Annotated in this window: 13 protein-coding genes; 6 read left to right on the forward strand and 7 right to left on the reverse strand. The window is 33.6% G+C overall.

All coding sequences use genetic code 11. The features are described from left to right. Positions 1-75: 75 nt before the first annotated feature. The 3 genes from U8521_RS08710 to U8521_RS08720 all read right to left on the reverse strand — a co-directional run bounded on the left by U8521_RS08710 (position 76) and on the right by U8521_RS08720 (position 2,300). Entirely contained in the window at positions 76-795 is a 720-nt protein-coding gene (locus U8521_RS08710) for a LytR/AlgR family response regulator transcription factor (RefSeq protein ID WP_334352449.1), read from the reverse strand. Beyond that, positions 792-1,964 carry a GHKL domain-containing protein gene (locus tag U8521_RS08715; RefSeq protein WP_334352450.1) on the reverse strand — a complete coding sequence of 391 codons (1,173 nt, stop codon included), beginning with the start codon at positions 1,962-1,964 and terminating at the stop codon, positions 792-794. The genes U8521_RS08710 and U8521_RS08715 overlap by 4 nt, the downstream gene beginning before the upstream one ends. A 186-nt stretch (positions 1,965-2,150) precedes the next feature. Continuing rightward, complete coding sequence (locus U8521_RS08720; protein WP_334352451.1) at positions 2,151-2,300, reverse strand: hypothetical protein; 150 nt, start codon at positions 2,298-2,300, stop codon at positions 2,151-2,153. A gap of 229 nt (positions 2,301-2,529) precedes the next feature. Here U8521_RS08720 and U8521_RS08725 point away from each other — a divergent pair, with 229 nt between their 5' ends. The 4 genes from U8521_RS08725 (at position 2,530) to U8521_RS08740 (ending at position 8,428) form a co-directional block, all read left to right on the forward strand. Next, a complete protein-coding gene (locus U8521_RS08725) occupies positions 2,530-4,695 on the forward strand; it encodes a peptide cleavage/export ABC transporter (RefSeq protein ID WP_334352452.1) in 2,166 nt (721 codons plus the stop codon). Positions 4,696-4,707: 12 nt separating this feature from the next. Then, entirely contained in the window at positions 4,708-6,087 is a 1,380-nt protein-coding gene (locus U8521_RS08730) for a bacteriocin secretion accessory protein (protein ID WP_334352453.1), read from the forward strand. 120 nt (positions 6,088-6,207) lie between these two features. Continuing rightward, positions 6,208-6,549 (forward strand): bacteriocin immunity protein, encoded by a 342-nt coding sequence (locus U8521_RS08735; RefSeq protein WP_334331928.1) that lies wholly within the window; start codon positions 6,208-6,210, stop codon positions 6,547-6,549. A 289-nt stretch (positions 6,550-6,838) separates the two neighbouring features. Then, positions 6,839-8,428: an ATP-binding cassette domain-containing protein gene (locus U8521_RS08740; RefSeq protein ID WP_334352520.1), complete on the forward strand. Its 1,590-nt coding sequence runs from the start codon at positions 6,839-6,841 to the stop codon at positions 8,426-8,428. Between the two features lie 66 nt (positions 8,429-8,494). On the opposite strand, the gene U8521_RS08745 is transcribed toward U8521_RS08740, so the two are convergent. The 3 genes from U8521_RS08745 to U8521_RS08755 all read right to left on the reverse strand — a co-directional run bounded on the left by U8521_RS08745 (position 8,495) and on the right by U8521_RS08755 (position 12,178). Beyond that, the gene (locus U8521_RS08745; protein ID WP_334352454.1) at positions 8,495-9,490 is read right to left on the reverse strand and encodes an aldo/keto reductase; all 996 of its coding nucleotides are present in this window, start codon (positions 9,488-9,490) and stop codon (positions 8,495-8,497) included. 176 nt (positions 9,491-9,666) lie between these two features. Beyond that, positions 9,667-11,283 carry an ABC transporter permease gene (locus U8521_RS08750; RefSeq protein WP_334352455.1) on the reverse strand — a complete coding sequence of 539 codons (1,617 nt, stop codon included), beginning with the start codon at positions 11,281-11,283 and terminating at the stop codon, positions 9,667-9,669. Continuing rightward, positions 11,273-12,178 (reverse strand): ABC transporter ATP-binding protein, encoded by a 906-nt coding sequence (locus U8521_RS08755; protein ID WP_334352456.1) that lies wholly within the window; start codon positions 12,176-12,178, stop codon positions 11,273-11,275. Before U8521_RS08755 ends, U8521_RS08750 begins: the two co-directional genes overlap by 11 nt. A 190-nt stretch (positions 12,179-12,368) precedes the next feature. Here U8521_RS08755 and U8521_RS08760 point away from each other — a divergent pair, with 190 nt between their 5' ends. Beyond that, on the forward strand, positions 12,369-12,959 hold the full coding sequence (locus U8521_RS08760; RefSeq protein ID WP_334352457.1) for a TetR/AcrR family transcriptional regulator: 591 nt from the start codon (positions 12,369-12,371) through the stop codon (positions 12,957-12,959). Here the strand turns inward: U8521_RS08760 and U8521_RS08765 are convergent. Further along, entirely contained in the window at positions 12,930-13,580 is a 651-nt protein-coding gene (locus U8521_RS08765) for an endonuclease III domain-containing protein (protein ID WP_334352458.1), read from the reverse strand. The genes U8521_RS08760 and U8521_RS08765 overlap by 30 nt on opposite strands. 148 nt (positions 13,581-13,728) lie before the next feature. Between U8521_RS08765 and U8521_RS08770 the strand changes: the two genes are divergently transcribed. After that, positions 13,729-14,007 carry a hypothetical protein gene (locus U8521_RS08770; protein WP_334331922.1) on the forward strand — a complete coding sequence of 93 codons (279 nt, stop codon included), beginning with the start codon at positions 13,729-13,731 and terminating at the stop codon, positions 14,005-14,007. The last annotated feature ends 666 nt before the right edge of the window (positions 14,008-14,673 follow it).

Raw genomic sequence — 14,673 nt, forward strand, 5'->3', positions numbered from 1 at the left:
CTTAAAGACATATTTATAAACTTCAAATACTGATATCACTTGGATTCAATTTATTTTGTCCAAGTGGCTAACTTGTTATTGAAATTTTCGAATAGAAAATTTTTTTGTTATTCCATTTTTTAAAATGATAGTTCTGGAAGGAAAATTTATTTTTCTAATATTTTGAGGATTTACTAAGCATGAGCGATTTATTCTAAATAAAAAAGAATATTTTTTTTCTAAATCATTAAGCTTTCCATAAAATTCATATTGGCCATTGTTAGATGTGAATATCAACTGGTGTGGCAATTTTGAAGCCTCGACTGAAAATACTTCATTTTGATTAAAATTGAATATCTGCGTGCCAATTCCAAAAATAAAATTTTGCTGACGATAGTCTGATGACTTTTCAATTAGTGTTTTTATGTATTTCAGTGTTTGGTATATATCATCTCTATAGTCTTCTAAATTTTGATTTTTTTCAATAAAGGCAATGGCTCCAACTTTTCTCTTAAGAGTTTCACGAGCCATCTCTTCATGAGTTGTTGAAAATATAATGTTTGCTTCAACATCAATATTACGTATTTTTTGTGCTAAATCTATCCCGTTTATATTTGACTTTAAGTCAATATCTAATATATATATACCATTATTCGGCACAGAAGATTTGAGATATTGTAAAATCTTAACTGGCTCTTTTGCAATACAGCCAATTTCATAGAAACCCTTATGGAATAACAAATAGTTTTCAATTAAAATTTTTAATTGTTTTAATTCAATTGAATTGTCTTCACAGATTATAATAGGATAACTCATTTTTTATTCTCCTCAGTAATAGTGATTTGCATATTAAACCAATTATTTGTTGAATTAAAAAAAATAAGTAAATTTGGATATTTTTTTTTAATCTCTTGTAAATTGATCATGCCAAGTCCAGAGTGATTTTTTTTTGAAGAATACCCATATTTAGTAATTTTGTTCATGGGTATTGAATCAGAAATCGTGTTTTTGATAATTATTTCTAGATTATTAGCTGTTTGTATAAATAAAATCTGAATTTTGCCCTTTTTTTGTTCTTTAACAGATTCTATGGCATTGTCTATGGATACCCCTAAAATTCTTATTAAATCAAAAATGTTAATGTTTCCCATATTCGTATCTAAATCGCTTTTACATTCAAAATAGCAATCAATTTTGTTTAGTTTGATAGCTTTTAATTTACTAATTAATAATGATTTTATGTAAGCATTTGAGATATATTCTAGATCTTTAAAATCGTCCATTGAGATATTTTCAAAGTATTCGGATGAATAATTTTCTAAATCAATTAAAGATTTTTTTAAATCATCATTATCGTTTGATACAGCAATTTCCGATAAACTATTTAATATATTTTGATAATCGTGCTTGAATTTATGCATTTCTTTTTGATCTTTGTCTAATTGGCTTGTATATAGATTTAAGTTTTTTATTTGTTCTAAAATTAATTGATCTTCAAATTTTTTTTCTTTTTGTCCGTTAGCATAAATGAAAATCAATACAATAACTATTCCTTGAATTGACAGAAATAACAAAATACCAGAAATTAGTATAGTATAAGCTTTGAAAATTTTTATGAAATATATAAAGGTTATAAATACTATATACATATAAAGCAAAACCATACTTGGATAAATAGAATGTACCTCAATAACTTTTTTCTTTAACGATAATTTGCTAAACAGGGTAAGAAATAATAGGATTATGGCTAATTCAGTAGTTATAATCCCGCCAATTAAAACGAAATCTGATATTTTTATGGAATAATATATTTTGGAAAAAAGTGTGGAGGAGATAATTGATGAAATTAATTCAATTAACAATCCAAGAAGAATAGTATTGATTAAGTAAAATTTTTTACATATGCTATCTTTTTTTCTTTTGATTGTTGTGAACATTATTAATGCAAATAAAGGAGTTATCAAAATGCCTGCATAAAAAATCATAATAATCATTAATATATATAATAACGAAAACAATATTATTTTCTTTATTGAATTCATTTTCAAATCATAGAGATAAAGAAATATAAAGAAAAAAAATAGACACGATACCATCGTCTCTATTGTGTATAAAAAAGTGTTTACAGTAATCATCCGTTGTTCACCTCATAATTAGCACTACGTATAATTTTAATCGCAATGCCTAAATAATGAAAGTAAACATTTAAGTTCGTTGCCTTTAGGAGTTAAAACAGTTGCATTTGTAGGTACTTTTCCGCCATTTATTTTCTTTAGTTTATCAATTGAAATTTTTTTGTCCCAAAATAGCTCTTTTTTCATTTCCATATCCTCCGCTTAAAAAGTATTATAAAGATATTCTAAGACAATTAAAATATTGAAATATATATTTATCCTGAAGTGGGCATATAGATGTCTTGAACGAATATTTTTTATTTTCATGTCTTTAGAGAACTTAGTTAGGGACTTTAAAGAAGTGGGAACATTCATTATAGAATAAGCATTTACAATGGAAGAAAAATTATTTTCTGGTGTATAAGGAAAAAGAGATATGACTGTAGTGAATAGAAATAAAATATATGTATCTCAGGTAGATGAAAGTGATTGTGGTGCCGCATCTTTAGCGATGATTTTAAAAAATTATGGTTCAAATTATTCTATAGCTAGATTACGCAATTTAGCTAAAACCGACAAAGAGGGTACTACAGCATTAGGATTGATTAAAACAGCTCAGAAACTAAATTTTGACACACAGGCGATTCAAGCAGACATGAGTCTTTTTAAGGAAAAGGATATTCTATTTCCGTTCATTGCCCATGTAGTAAAGAATGAGGTTTTAGAACACTATTATGTGATTTTGGGATGTACCGGAAACGACATTTTGATTGCCGATCCTGATCCAATGGTCGGAATAACTAGAATGAAGTATGAAAAATTTGCCTCTGAGTGGACGGGAGTAGCTTTATTTTTTGCACCTAATTCAGAGTATAAGCCTGAAAAAGTCGATAAAAAGGAATCCCTTTTTTCGTTTGTTCCAATGCTTTTTAAACAAAAGAGATTGATTGTCAATATTATTTTAGCGGCATTATTGATAACTGTTATCAGTATTATAGGATCATATTTTTTGCAAACAGTTATTGACTCATATATTCCTAATAATATGGCTAATACCTTAGCAATCATTTCCTTGGGATTGATGGTTCTTTATATATTTCAATCTATATTTACGTATGCTAGGGACTTCTTGTTATCAATTTTAAGTCAAAGGTTGTTTATTGATATTATTTTAAGTTACATAAGGCATATTTTTGAATTACCTATGGATTTCTTTGCTACCAGAAGAACAGGGGAAATTGTTTCTAGATTTAATGATGCTAATAAAATTATTGATGCTTTGGCTAGCACAATAATTTCGATTTTTTTGGATGTCGGAATTGTTATTATTATGGGAACCGTTTTAGTCATTCAAAATGAAAGTCTATTTTTAATAACTTTAATATCCCTTCCGATTTATGTAGTAATAATTTGGATATTTTCTAAACCATTCGAAAGATTAAATCAAAAAGAAATGGAGAGTGGATCGGTTTTAAATTCTTCAATTATTGAAGATATTCATGGAATTGAAACAATTAAATCTTTAACTAGTGAAGATCAGCGTTATTCTAAAATTGACAGTGAATTTGTTGATTATTTAAGAAAAAGCTTGGATTATGTAAAGGCCGATACGTTACAACAAACTTTGAAGCTATTCATCCAATTAGTTTTGAGTGTTGTAGTCTTGTGGGTTGGAGCCCTTATGGTAACTAAAAATAAATTGTCTGTTGGCCAATTAATGACGTATAATGCATTACTTGCGTATTTTGTTAATCCATTACAGAATATTATCAATTTACAACCTAAGCTGCAGTCGGCTAAGGTTGCTAACAATAGATTGAATGAAGTTTATTTGGTTGATTCCGAGTTTAAAGAAAATCGATCAATTCAGAATGTTAATCAATTAGTTGGGGATATTAGCCTAACAAATGTTAGTTATAGTTATGGGTATGGAGAAAATGTTCTAAGTGATATTAATTTAAATATTCACCTTGGTGAAAAAGTAACTATTGTAGGAATGAGTGGATCTGGTAAATCAACCTTAGTCAAATTATTGGTAGATTTCTTTAAACCCAATAAAGGGGAAGTTTCCATTAATAAGAATAATATTCAAAATATAGATAAGCATACGTTAAGACGTTTCATTAACTATATACCTCAATCTCCTTACATCTTTTCGGGAAGTATTTTGGAAAATTTAACATTAGGAAATCGAGAAGGTTTAAGTGATGCAGATATTTTAGAGGCGTGCAGAATTGCTCAAATAGATGATGATATTGAGAAAATGCCGTTACAATTTGAGACTGTTTTGGATGAAAATGGAAATACTTTGTCTGGTGGTCAAAAGCAGAGAATCACTATTGCTCGAGCATTGTTGTCCCCAGCTAGAATTTTGATTTTTGACGAATCTACTAGCGGCTTGGATTCCATAACTGAAAATAATATTGTGAATAATTTAATGAAAGTTAAGGGATTAACAGTTATTTTCATTGCCCATAGATTGTCAATCGCAAAGAAAACGGACAATATTTTGGTATTGGATAAGGGAAAAATTGTAGAAAAAGGGACTCATAAAGAATTAGTCAATAAGAAGGGTTATTACTTTGATCTTTTGAACAATTAGGAGTGAACTATAATGATAAATAAAAAGTTTTTGGAAAGTAGTGAGTTTTATAATAAGAGATTCGATAATTTTTCAACTTTGCTGATAATTCCGCTTTTTTGTTTGTTCCTTTCTGTTATTGTTTTTTCATTTTTTATGAGACGTGAAATTATAATTGAGTCCTTTGGAGACATCGGTAGTAGACAAAACGTTCCCATTGTTCAATCACCCTCTAATAGTGCGATTCAAAAGAATTACTTATCTGAAGGAAAATATGTGCGAAAAGGAGAAGTTTTACTCTCATATGAGAATACTAATAATGAAATTAAAATTAGTAATATTCAAGATCAACAAACAAATGTAGATAATCAAATTAAAAGTCTACAAACGTTTAAAAAAAGTGTTGAATCTAATCAAGATATTTTTGGTAGTGATGATAGATATGGATATCGGAATTTATTGAAGAGCTATTTAAATCAAAGAAATATTTATGATATTGAGAATAACCTGATACAAAGTAAGTCTTCCTTTTCTAATGACAAGATAGAAGGGCTAACCAAATTATACGATAGTAATCTAAATCAAAAAAATAATGAAGTCAGAGCTTGTCAGAATATTTTTAATGCCATAAAAGACGATAAGGAGTATTCATCTATAAATGAATATGGTTTCTTGTATTATGAATATAATGCAGAATTAAAAAGTGCATCTGATACTGAAAAATCAACTATAAAAAATACTTATCTAAATAATTTAAGACAACGAATTACCAATATTAATGATGAGATTAATAATATTAATACACAGAAAAACTCCATAAAAGATTTTGATGATAGTAAGTATAATGTGGATTCAAATAAAATGAAATTGCAATCTCTACAAAATGATCAATTGAAAAATATTTCAGCAGAGTTGGTTAAACTAAAAGCACAAAAAAGAAATTTAAAAACTAATTTAGAAGAATTGAATGATTTAAAAAACAATTCGTATATTAAAGCAAAAAAATCGGGAATTATTCATATGAACAATCAATCAATAAGAGGGGCCAAATATGTTGGAGCTGGATCTGAAATGGCTGAAATATATCCAGTTTTAAAAAAGGGTAATATTTTGAAATTACGAAGTTATGTTTCTTCAAGAGAAATTTCTTCAATTAAAAAGGGGCAGCATATGCGATTAGAAATCACCCGTAATGTACCTCGACCAATTTTAATTGATGGAATTATTAATAATATTAGTGTTGCCCCAGTTCCAGTAAACAAAGGAACTTATTATATTGTTAGCGCTAAAGCCAAGATTAGAGCTAATGTTGTCTCACAAATTCATTATGGAATGAGTGGTAAAACGACTATTATTACTGGAGAAGAAACGTTCTTTAAATATTATAAAGATAAATTACTGGATAAAAATTGAATTTGGAAGTAAATTCTTTTGCAAAAGATACTAATAAATAAAAGGGAAGATATCAATATTAACTTGATTTATCAATTAAATTTAAGAGCGTAGCTATAAAAACATTTGGGGAGTTGTTACATGCTAGACATAGAGAAAACGAAGAAAGTTATTCACGAATTGTATAATTCTTTACATCAACATCCGGATCAATCATCTTATTTACTGAATATAACAGATGTATTAAGTCAGGTTTATTTAAAATTAGATACGGTCAAAAATCCTGAAGCTTGGTTGAGCAGGTTGGTTAATTATATTTACATGGAAGCTTTTAGTAGGGTTCATTTTTCTAGAAAAGAAGATGATTTTTTGATTGAGTTGGGAGATCTTTCGAAAAAATCCGGACTCAATGGTAGAAATCGGGCTAGCTTTGACGATAAATCGCAATTTTATGGTTTGTTTGAAAAGATGCCACGTCGTTAATATGTTGGTGAGCGGGACATAACTTGAGTAGTTTTCAGGTATTAAGGTGAATAGATCAAGGTAATTTGAACGATTACCTTGGTCTATTTATTTTATCTGTAAATTAAAACAACTTTAATATTATGTCTTGAAATCTAATTTTTGAGAGGTAAAATATTTGTTAAATCAAACTTATATTTATGCATTGGTATTTGTGTGGGGGGTATTGATTATTAAATATTTTTAATGTTTGGTTGCCAAACAAAATATCAGTGTTTGTGATATTTGGAAAAGGGGAATTATGGCAAATATATCTTTACGTTACACCTCCAAATTTAAAATATTTTTGTATTTTATATTTTCTATCATATATGCTTTAGGAAATGTTGTAATAGCTTATGTCACCAAAATAATGTTGAATATGGCACAATTTCGTCAAGGAAACATTAATAAACTGATTGTGGTCGGTCTTGTTGGTATGTTGGCAATTGCAGTAATTATGTTAGCAAATTTTGTTTATCGGTATTTGAAATGCGATATTATCAAGGATATCAACGTTCACATTAAGGCGAAGACGATGACTTACTTAATTGAGAAACAAGACGATTCTCAAAAGGATGGATTGAGTTTGATGACCAATGACGTCAAGCAAATCGAGACTTTGAAAATCACTAATGAATTGATGATCATCACGGAAGCTATCTCGTTTGTCGTCGCAATTGTGGTCGGGCTGCTTAATTCTTGGCTGTTGACTTTGCTGTTTATTGTAACCACGATTGTACCTGGAATTGTTCAGAAATTCTTCACGAAAAAAATCCAAGCTAAGTCGGCCGTTTGGGAAAAAGCGAATGCTAATTATACTCAAAAAGTCAGTGATGGCTTGGATGGAGCCGCTACGGCAGATTTGTACGATGTACAAGTTCCTATCGTCGGTCGGGTTATTGTTGGGGCTAAGCGAATGGAAGATGCTCTGAAAAGTTTGAATTTCACGCAAGCAGTTGCCGGTGAAATTATTTTGGCAGTAGCGGAAATTTTTAGTTTCATCCTCCCATTTTTGGTGGGAGCAATCCTCATGTATCAAGGCCAGATTGGCGCTGGTACTTTAGTCATGATCGTGCAATTATCGAATGATTTCGTTAATCCAATTATCAATATTTTCCAACAGGTCAATGCCATTCAGTCGACCAAACCGATGTGGGATAAAGTTGATCAAGCTTTGAAATTTAATGAAGTGCAACCTAAGGCCGCTACCAGCAGTGACTTTTCGGGGTTAAATGTAGATGATCTAACTTATCGGGTGAAAGATAAGACGTTATTTTCTGATTTGGATTTTTCACTAAAACCTAATGAAAAAGTCTTGTTGATGGCACCTAGTGGCTGGGGAAAGACGACTTTATTGAAGTTGTTTTTAGGAAAGTTACAACCGAATAATGGCCAAATTTACATTAATCAAAATAGCGTGACAGGGGACTGGCAAGCAGCTCATGATAACTTTAGCTATGTGAACCAAAAGCCCTTCATCTTTGATGATACTTTGAAATTTAATATCACTTTAGGTAGAAAAGCTGATGCTGCTACGTTGAATGAATTGGCTCAAAAGGCTGGTTTATCTGAGTTGGTAGAAGAAAAAGGCTGGGACTATCAAGTTGGTGAAAAGGGCGCCAATCTTTCTGGTGGTCAGATTCAAAGGGTTGAAATTGCTCGGGCACTGTTATCTAACCGACCAATTTTATTGGCTGATGAAGCGACGAGTGCTTTGGATTCTAAATTGTCATTAGAGATTCACAATACAATTTTGAAGAATCCGCAAATTGCGGTCATCGAAGTGGCACATAAGATTTCTGATCAAGAAAAATCTTTGTTTGATCGAATTGTTGAATTGGATGCGGTTAGTGATTGATGTTGTTTTCCGCATGCAAAAAAGAGGTTGTACTAATGATACTTTCATTAGTACAGCCTCTTTTTGTCATTTAATCAACTTTTTGATTGCGGCAACTTCATCGGGGCTGAAATCGAGATTATCTAGAGCTTTGAGGTTATCGTCTAGGTGATCGACGTTAGTAGTTCCGATGATGACGCTGGCGACAACGGGATCTCTTAGTAACCAAGCTAGTGCCAATTGACTGAGGGTTTGGTTACGGTTTTTAGCGATTTCGTTGAGGTCGTTTAATTTCTTGACTAAAGCATCTTTGCCGTTAGCAAATAGGTCTTCGTTAGTTGGATGGATTTTGAAGCTTTCGGGGATGCCGTTGAGATAGCGGTCGGATAATAGACCTTCAGCTAATGGACCATAAGCGATGGCTCCAGCACCGCCGTCTTTTGGGACGTCGAGTAGTCCACTATCTTCAACGTGATTGTTTAATAGGTTCATGCTCATCTGATCCAAAACAAATGGAGTACCTAATTGTTTAAATAATTTGATGGCTTGTTTCATTTGTGGAACTTCATAATTTGAAACACCAACGTATAAAGCTTTCCCAGACTTGACGATGTCGTCTAAGGCGCGAACGGTTTCTTCAATTGGAGTTTTATCGTCATAACGGTGAGCGTAGAAAATATCAACGTAATCCAGTTGCAACCGTTTGAGCGAAGAGTCGATGTCTTGCAACAAGGACTTTCTGGAAGTGCCGATACCGTAAGGACCATCGTGGATTTCATAACCAGCCTTGGTAGAAATAACTAATTCGTCACGATATGGTTTCAAATCGGTGCTCAAAATTTGTCCCAGCAGAGTTTCGGAGCTACCTAAACCGTCTTTGGTGCCGTCTCCATAGTGATTGGCAACATCAAAGTGGAAAACACCTTTGTCAAAGGCATGTAAAATGACTTGCTTTCTTTCACTCAATGGATCAGCACAACTGAAATGATGCCAGAGTCCAAGTGAGATTGGTGGCAACATTAACCCGGTTTGCCCCGCGTGACGTACGTTTCCTTGGTAACGAGTATCTGAAGCTTTATACATAAAATCATCCTTTCGAAAAAACTTGTTAGCTCAATCATATGCCACTGCAAACGTTTACGCAAACTTTGGACTAATTGAATTAATTAATGAAAATTTTGTTTATTGGGAATTATCATTGGAACCTAAAAAATCTTAAGTATAATTTTGACATCTTGGATATTGTACTTAAAAAACTGTTAATTGATTACCAAGTCACGTCGACGATAACCGATATAACCAATTACAATTAAGATCAGTGCTAGGGCTAGTTGGAACCAGAAGGTTGTTGGATTAAAATCTTTCACAGGAACTTTGGTAAGATAGCCGAAGGGGGTTAATTTCTCAGTCCAGTCGGGTAGTTTTAACAGCTTACCGAAGTATTGAATGAAGAAACTGATGATCAAGTAACCGAAATTCAAACTGATCAATTTTGGTAGCCAGCCGACTAAACAAGCAGAGATGCCCAGAAAAATCATAGTTGCGGGCCAGTATCCTAATAGATTGCGTTGAAAAATTTCTAAGGGTAGATTTTGCTTCATAACGGCGTTACCACCGAGATATAGTCCGAGGTTTCCAGCAAAAAAGATAATCGTCATCGTTATAACGGATAAGAAAACCATTGAACTGTATAGTTTCAAACGGCTAGTTGGAGTAGCGTGAATAATTTCTAGGTATCCTTTGTCTTCTCCTTTCTTTAAATAATTGATTAGAGATATTCCTGGTATCAAGGCTAAAACCGCAAAGACAATCATTAACACGCCGATGAATTGCTTTACTATCAATAGATTAGCGTTATCGATGGCGCTTGTGCTGAGTAGTTGTTTGAACATTGGATTGGTTTTGACGATATCACCAATTGTGTTAAAAATTGAGCCGTAAGTCATCCCTAAAATTAAAATTCCGAAGAACCAGACTAGGATGCTGACACGATTGAGACGACAAAAAAGAGTCAACGGATTGTGTAACAAAGGACTAGCAGAAGCTCTACCCGGTTTGGTAGCAATCAGGCCGGAGCCAAGATCACGGTGCAAGTTTAAGTAAAAAGCTGTTAGAACTAGAATTACAGATAACACCAACATTAAGATAACTGGTAACCAGTTATTTTGTTGATAAGTTGAGAATTTTTCTACCCAACCTAGAGGGACAAACCAAGTGTAGTGGGGATCGGTGACGTCGGTGATCATCCGAGCGATGTACATGATTCCAAATACCAAATAGGCTAAAGTTGTGGTATTGCGCGTGTTATCACTGAGTTGCGACACTACAGTCGCAATACCGGCAAACATGAAACCACAACTAGCCAAGCCTAATCCAAGTAAGAAATTACCATTGAGATCAGTACCTGAAAGATTGGCAAATTGTAAACCAAGAGCATAGATCAAGCCGATGCCAAAATTTAAAAGAAAACTTTCAACGATAGTAGCACTCAGATTTGCCAAACGTCCGACAGAATGGGCTTGAATCATTTCTAAAATGCCAGATTCCTCTTCACCACGAGTGTTACGGATCACGAAATAGTAATTCATGATACAGGAGATGATAGCCATAAAGACTGTCATTTCAGCTGCGAAGACGTCGGCGCTAGTAAAAGCATTTTTAGGCATCTTTCCAAAGAGTGACACCATCGCTGGAGTTTTGAGTGTCTTAATTATTTCATCGATGGCTTGTCGATTGCCGTATAAACTCGTGAATTTGCTGGCGACGCCGACAAACAGTGAGATTAAAACTACCGCCCAGACTAATAGTTTGAGGCGGTCTTTTTTTAGAGTGAACCGAGTTAAAAAGCCGGTCATTTGAAATTGATTATTTTTCATTTTGCACCTCGGAATCGTAATAACGTAGGAATAAGTCTTCCAAAGTTGGTGGGGTAGCTTGCAGAGAAAGAATCTGTTTCTTAGACAAATATTCCATCAGACTGTCGAGGTGTTCAGAATCAACCGCTAAAGTCATCGAGCCATTTTGATTGACCTCGACATTGTGAACACCGACTAAGGCGGTTATTTCAGGCGTTGGCTCCACCGTTTGGACTTTGACGACCGTTCTAGTTAAGTGACGCATTTCTTGCAAAGTTCCAGTTTCAACAATTTTTCCTTGGCGAATGATACCGATCCGGTCACACATTTTTTCAACCTCTGACAAAATATGACTGGAGAGCAAAACTGCCTTGCCAGCGGCTTTTAACTTGAGAACTTCTTGTTGGAAAATTTCCTCGTTCAATGGATCAAGCCCACTAGTCGGTTCGTCGAAAATGTAGAAGTCAGCTTCGGTGGAGAATGCCGCAATCAAAGCTACTTTTTGACGATTTCCTTTTGAGTAAGTCCGAGCCTTTTTGGTCGGGTTGAGTTGAAAAGCTTTGATCAATTGGTCGGTTTTTTCAGTGTGCCTGTTGTGGGCTAATTTCAAAAAGAGGTCGATGATCTCGCCACCACTGAGATTGGGCCACAGATAAACGTCTCCAGGGACATAAGCTAGGCGTGAGTGAATTGCTACCGCGTCTTTAAAAACGTCTTTGCCAAAAATGGTCGCTTGGCCACCACTAGCCTTTAAAATTCCCAACAAGGTTTTAATCGTAGTCGATTTACCAGCCCCATTAGGTCCGATAAAACCGAAAACTTCGCCGGGATAAATGTCAAAAGTGATATCCTTTAAAGCTTGGAACTTACCAAAATTCTTTTGAAGATGGTTGATGTGTAATGTAGGTGTTGTCATAAAAATACCCCCTAAATTGAAATATTTAGCTTGAATAGTTCATTATTTACCGAGTATATTAGAGCTAGGAATTGGCCTTGTCAATCAAAGAAAAACTGCTAAATGAACTATTCTGACGGGCTTTTTAGCGATTGTTGAAAGAATGGGCAAGAAACTGAAATATTTATAAAAAATATTTTTGGAGGATTTCATGACAAACAATCTACAACGTAAAAAAAATAAGCAAAAAACAATTCTAAACGCTGCTACAAAATTATTTTTTGTGAATGGATACAAAAAAACTTCCATTGCGCAAATTGCAAAGGAAGCGAACAGTTCACAAGTCACCTTGTATAAATATTATGCTAGTAAAGTCGAATTAGCTCGGGCGGTAGTCGTGAAATTGATTGTTGAAGGGTATGGCCAGTACGATAAATTGTTAGATGACCCTGATAAAACTTTTGTCGAAAAAATGCAGGCGATGATGCGAGGTGGCAGCTCTGAAGCATCACAGATCAGTGACGATTTCGTCAATTTCATGCTAAAAGAATTTCGCGGAGCTAATGGCTCAAAAACCGTTTTAAAAGTCTATAACGACTATAAAGTCAATTTCTGGAATAAGTTATTTGATCAAGGCCGTAAGGAAGGCAAAGTGAATCCACAAATTTCTAATGAAGCAGCGCTGATTTTCTTAGACATGTACGTCAGCTATGCCTTAAATCCCAGTTATGACGCGGTTAAATTCAACCATCATGCCGAGGAATTGATCCACTTATTTTACTATGGCATCATGGGACGCTAGAAAAGGTAGGTGTAATTGGTATTCTGCCAAGTAATCACGCTTATTTTTCCCCAATTGGTCGATTAACGCGTGCAACTCCTCAGCCTGTTTAGAGTTGAAGTTAAAATCTACTTCGACGGCTTTTTTGAGCTGCATGTAAGTCGGTTTCTTAGTGAAGGTGTCCAAATTTTGAAACATCCTCATAGCATAATTATCAGCGACAAACGTGGCCCGATGAAAGTAGTACAGCAATAACACGTCAGCAGTTTCGTTACCAACGCCTTTGAGACTCAAGAGTTTCTTACGTAATTTAGTTGTAGGAAGTTTTTCCCAAGTTGGAAATTGGTCACGATAGGCAGTCAAAAGCGATTGCAAAAAGAGTGCCTTATTATGGAAGAAACCACTAGGTTGAATCAGTTCCTGAAGTTGTTCGGTTGAAATCTTCAGCATTTTATCAACCTCAAAATTAGTTGCTTCTTTGAGGTTGGCTAGTGATTTATCGACATTTTTCCAATTAGTATTTTGGATCAAAATCATCCCCGTCAACATTTCCTCAGTATTTTCAGCTGGCCACCAATTTTGTTCGCCAAGCTTGTTATGTAAAATTTCGTATAAATCATAAATAGTAATTTCTTTAGTCAAAGTGTTCCCCCTTGAAGTTAATTATCCAATAAAACGTCCAGAATGTCTGTGATTAGTGTCCGGAAACGTTTTCAGAGTGAAAATGATTATTTCAGAAAATTAATTATGTTATTATAATTATCGCTGAATTAATTATGGGGGTGTAATTATGTTAGGGGTATTTTTTGTAATTGGTTCAATCGCCTCCTTGATTCTTGAGAAATATGTTTTTGCTAACAATTCGCATGCATGGCTAGGGGCCATCATTCCGATTGGTTCGATTGTTTTCATAATTGGTTTGATGATGAGAAATTCGACACCATTTAATGCAGTAAATATTTTACTAGCGATCATCTACGTATCGCTGAGTTTCATTTTCTGGGGACAAGGAAACGATTTGTATCATCAAAGAGTCGTTAAAAGTGTTTACGAATCGGATAACGGTTAAGATTGGTTAAGGATGCCGTCTTCCGCAACAGCTCGGGGAAATGCTGGAACGCTCTGGGCACAACTTGGAGCCAATTCCAAAAGCGGGAATTGTCTTCAAGATTGGCCTTATTCTAAGCAATAAATTGCTAAGAATAATTTCAGGGCTGAGCATTTCCCCGAGCTGTTGCTCCAGACTGAATAGTGCTTCTATGGTTTATTATTTTCTAATATTTTTTGGGATAGTAGTTCTATTCAGTATGGGGTTATGATGATATAAAGTAGAAAAATAGTATCTTTGCAAAGATTGTATTATTTAGAATTTCATTCTGATAATGCAATTTTTTTATTGTAATGAGTTTTTTATTTTTTGGTTGATCTATGTTCGGTATTCTTAATTAAAAAAGTTAACAACAACATTAGCCCCAAAAGTAAATATCATACAAGCTACGATTGCAAGAATAGAATGAGGCGATAATGATTCAATGAAGAAATTATCCCAAATTGCTAGTACTTTGGGTAAAAGGGTAAAAATTTCATTAGTTTAAATTCATAAACAAAAAAATACAGCACCTATTCTGAAAGTGGTACTAAAGAATAGATGCTGTATTTTGTTTTTTTAGTTATTAAGGGAAAGTCTGAATAGAACTGTTATTTCTAAATCATTAGAAAGAAGTAAAACGTAGAA

Source organism: Companilactobacillus miaonis (assembly GCF_036913615.1).
In the GTDB taxonomy this organism is placed as follows: Bacteria; Bacillota; Bacilli; order Lactobacillales; family Lactobacillaceae; genus Companilactobacillus.

What these genes read in the sequence shown, in the direction of transcription:
- U8521_RS08735 (WP_334331928.1), top strand. Translation starts at nt 6,208, where the DNA reads ATGCTAGACATAGAGAAAACGAAGAAAGTTATTCACGAATTGTATAAT.
- U8521_RS08760 (WP_334352457.1), top strand. Translation starts at nt 12,369, where the DNA reads ATGACAAACAATCTACAACGTAAAAAAAATAAGCAAAAAACAATTCTA.
- U8521_RS08745 (WP_334352454.1), bottom strand. Translation starts at nt 9,490, where the DNA reads ATGTATAAAGCTTCAGATACTCGTTACCAAGGAAACGTACGTCACGCG.
- U8521_RS08755 (WP_334352456.1), bottom strand. Translation starts at nt 12,178, where the DNA reads ATGACAACACCTACATTACACATCAACCATCTTCAAAAGAATTTTGGT.
- U8521_RS08770 (WP_334331922.1), top strand. Translation starts at nt 13,729, where the DNA reads ATGTTAGGGGTATTTTTTGTAATTGGTTCAATCGCCTCCTTGATTCTT.
- U8521_RS08715 (WP_334352450.1), bottom strand. Translation starts at nt 1,964, where the DNA reads ATGATTTTTTATGCAGGCATTTTGATAACTCCTTTATTTGCATTAATA.
- U8521_RS08730 (WP_334352453.1), top strand. Translation starts at nt 4,708, where the DNA reads ATGATAAATAAAAAGTTTTTGGAAAGTAGTGAGTTTTATAATAAGAGA.
- U8521_RS08750 (WP_334352455.1), bottom strand. Translation starts at nt 11,283, where the DNA reads ATGAAAAATAATCAATTTCAAATGACCGGCTTTTTAACTCGGTTCACT.
- U8521_RS08725 (WP_334352452.1), top strand. Translation starts at nt 2,530, where the DNA reads ATGACTGTAGTGAATAGAAATAAAATATATGTATCTCAGGTAGATGAA.
- U8521_RS08720 (WP_334352451.1), bottom strand. Translation starts at nt 2,300, where the DNA reads ATGAAAAAAGAGCTATTTTGGGACAAAAAAATTTCAATTGATAAACTA.
- U8521_RS08710 (WP_334352449.1), bottom strand. Translation starts at nt 795, where the DNA reads ATGAGTTATCCTATTATAATCTGTGAAGACAATTCAATTGAATTAAAA.